Genomic DNA, 3,310 nt, shown 5'->3' on the forward strand with positions numbered 1-3,310 from the left:
GGTCCAGGCCACGAATCCGCCCTCGCCCTGCCCCACGATCACCGCCGAGGTGTGGCCGAGAGCGCGGATGAGGTGCGTGAGGTCGGCGGCCAGCGTCCACCCGTCGTAGCCGCGCGGTGGTTTGTCGGAGTCCCCGTGGCCGCGGAGGTCCACCGCGACGGCGTGGAAACCGGCCTCGGCCAGCGCGACGACGGGCGCCCGCATGGTCCACCAGATGCCGCCCAGGCCGTGGATCATCAGCACCAGCGGTGGCAGTTCACCGGGGACGGTGTCGGGCGGGAGAGCCTCGGCGACGTGCAGGCGGATGCCGTTGGCCGAGACGTCACGATGCCGCCACGACCCGTCGATCCTGACGATCGACGGGTCGGGCGGCCGGTGTGCTGGCGTCTTCAGCTGCGCGTGGCGGGCTGGGGCGTCTCGGTGACCCGGACCGTCCCGGGCCGCGGCTCGGCGCCCGTGGGCATGGCCAGCTTGAGGTCGGACACCGAGTCGATGGTGCGCTGGGGCTTACGGATCTTCTTGATCTTGCGGTAACCCAGCAGCCCGCACACCGCCGCCAGCAGCACCAGCACCACGAAGACGATGAGGAACCCGATCCAGTCCCACGACTTGGTACCGAACCACAGCGAGATGAGCTTCGCCCACATGAAGACGAACGGGAAGAAGGACATGAGGAGCAGCACGAGCGCCGCGACGAAGAAGCCCGACCCGGTGGCCGCCTTCTTGACCTGCTCGGTGACCTCGGTCTTCGCGAGCTCGATCTCCGCGCGGACGAGAGTGGACACCTGCGTCGTGGCGTTCTTGACCAGGGTCCCGATGCTGGCGTCGCCCCGACCGATCGAATCCGCGTCGTGCAGAGGGATCGATGCCTCGGTCGGCGAGTGGGTTCCCTGGGCGTGGCTCACGGTTGTTCCTCCATTGTCAGGCGACGGATGCACCGTCGTCCATCGTGCCACGACACGTGGCTGCCTTCACCCGCTACCCGGTCAGCCGCGCGTGCCCTTCTCCCTGATCTGCTCCATGATGGTCGGATCCGACAGCGTCGAGGTGTCCCCGCCGTCGCGGCCCTCGGCCATGTCCTTGAGCAGGCGCCGCATGATCTTCCCGGACCGCGTCTTGGGCAGCTCGGGCACGATCGTGATGTCGCGCGGCTTGGCGATCGGGGAGATCTCCCGCGACACCTCGGCCCGCAGCTCGTCGATGAGCTTCTGCCGGTCCTCCTCGGCGTCGACGTTGCCGCGCAGGATCACGTAGGCGACGATCGCCTGACCGGTGGTCTCGTCGTTGGCGCCGACCACCGCCGCCTCGGCGACCGCGCGGTGACCCACGAGGGCGGACTCGACCTCCGAGGTGGAGATGCGGTGACCGGAGATGTTCATGACGTCGTCGACGCGGCCCAGCACCCACAGCGCTCCGTCGGCGTCCCACTTGGCGCCGTCACCGGCGAAGTAGTACCCCTCCTCGGCGAACCGGGACCAGTAGGTGTCGCGGTAGCGCTCCATGTCGCCCCAGATGCCGCGGAGCATGGACGGCCACGGCTCGGTGAGCACCAGGAAGCCCTGCTCCTCCGCGCCGACCTCCTTGGCGTCGCTGTCCACGATGGCCACGTCGATGCCGGGCAGCGGCCGCATGGCCGAGCCGGGCTTGGTCTCGGTCACGCCCGGCAGCGGGGAGATCATGATCGCGCCGGTCTCGGTCTGCCACCACGTGTCCACGATGGGGGCCTTGCCGCCGCCGAGGTTGTCGCGGTACCAGCGCCACGCCTCCGGGTTGATCGGCTCACCGACGGAGCCGAGCAGGCGGATCGAGGACAGGTCGTGGGCGGCCGGGATCTCGGCGCCCCACTTCATGAAGGTCCGCACGAGGGTCGGCGCCGAGTAGTAGATGGTGACGCCGTACTTCTCGATGATCTGGAAGTGGCGGTGCTCGTCCGGCGAGTTGGGGGTGCCCTCGTAGACGATGCACTCGGCACCGTTCGAGAGCGGGGCGTACACGCCGTACGTGTGGCCGGTGACCCAGCCGACGTCCGCGGTGCACCAGTAGACGTCCTGGCCGGCCTTGTGGTCGAACACGTTGTGGTGGGTGTAGGACGCCTGGGTGAGGTAGCCGCCGGAGGTGTGGACGATGCCCTTGGGTTTGCCCGTGGTCCCGGAGGTGTAGAGCAGGAACAGCGGGTGCTCGGAGTCGAAGGCCTCCGGCGTGTGCTCGGTGGACTGCTGCGGGACCACCTCGTCCCACCAGACGTCCCGGCCCTCCGTCCACTCGACGTCCAGGCCGGTGCGGCGCACGACGAGGACGTTCTGCACGGACTTCGCGTGCCCGTCGACGCCCTCGAGATTGCCGGCCAACGCGTCGTCGACGCCGGCCTTCAGCGGCGCCGGCTTGCCACGACGGAACTGTCCGTCGGCGGTGATCACGAGCTTGGCCTCGGCGTCGTCGATACGGGAGCGCAGGGCGGCGGGCGAGAAGCCGGCGAACACGACGGAGTGGGTCAGGCCGAGGCGTGCGCAGGCCAGCATGGCGATGTAGACCTCGGGCAGCAGCGGCATGTAGATGGCCACCCGGTCGCCGGCGACCAGCCCGAGGGAGCTGAGGTAGTTGGCCGCGCGGCTGACCTCGTCCTTGAGTTCGGCGTAGGTGATGTCCCGCGCGTCGTCCTCGGGCTCGCCGATCCAGTGGATGGCCACCCGGTCGCCGTTGCCGGCCTCGACGTGGCGGTCCACGCAGTTGTGGGCCACGTTGAGCGTGCCGCCCACGAACCACTTGGCGACCGGGGCGTCGGACCAGTCGAGGACCTCGGACCACTCGGTCGACCAGTCCAGGCGCCGTGCCTGCTCGTCCCAGAACGCGAGTCGGTCGGAGGCTGCGACGTCGTAGAGGTCGGCCTGCGCGTTGGCCTGTGCGGTGAAGTCGGGGTCGGGGGCGTAGGTCTGGGTGTGGTCGTGATCGGTCATCAGCGGCTCTCTCTCGGGATATGTGTTCACGGCGGCCGGAGTCGACACGGCGGAAACGACCGGACCGGTTTCTGTGAGCGTAGTCACATACCTGGTGCCGTGTTTCGCAACACACCCGATAGGGGGACGCGGGGGGAGGCGGGGTCAGGACCTCGGCTCGCGGCCTGCGGATTCGCCGGACTTTCCGCCCTCCGCAGGGGTGCCGCCGGCACTCTTCGGGGTCTCGGCCCTCGCGTTGTCGGGGCCGTCGCCCACCGCGGTGGCGGGTGACGTCGTCGTCGCAGTCTTCCCCGCGCCCTTCGGCGCCTCGCCCGGCGACGTCCCGACGGTCCCGGGCGCCGTCTTCCCGGGCGCGG

Annotated in this window: 3 protein-coding genes; all 3 read right to left on the reverse strand. The window is 69.8% G+C overall.

Annotated features, from left to right (window positions below; genetic code table 11):
• The coding region (locus tag G6020_RS11090; RefSeq protein ID WP_182610670.1) for an alpha/beta fold hydrolase at nucleotides 1-243 on the reverse strand (243 nt) is incomplete at its 3' end.
• Nucleotides 244-389: 146 nt separating this feature from the next.
• Complete coding sequence (locus tag G6020_RS11095; protein ID WP_179524416.1) at nucleotides 390-905, reverse strand: phage holin family protein; 516 nt, start codon at nucleotides 903-905, stop codon at nucleotides 390-392.
• A gap of 81 nt (nucleotides 906-986) precedes the next feature.
• Nucleotides 987-2,954 carry an acetate--CoA ligase gene (gene acs / locus G6020_RS11100; RefSeq protein WP_182610671.1) on the reverse strand — a complete coding sequence of 656 codons (1,968 nt, stop codon included), beginning with the start codon at nucleotides 2,952-2,954 and terminating at the stop codon, nucleotides 987-989.
• Nucleotides 2,955-3,310 lie beyond the last annotated feature (356 nt).

The organism is Dietzia sp. B19, from assembly GCF_014145155.1.
GTDB lineage: Bacteria > Actinomycetota > Actinomycetes > Mycobacteriales > Mycobacteriaceae > Dietzia > Dietzia natronolimnaea.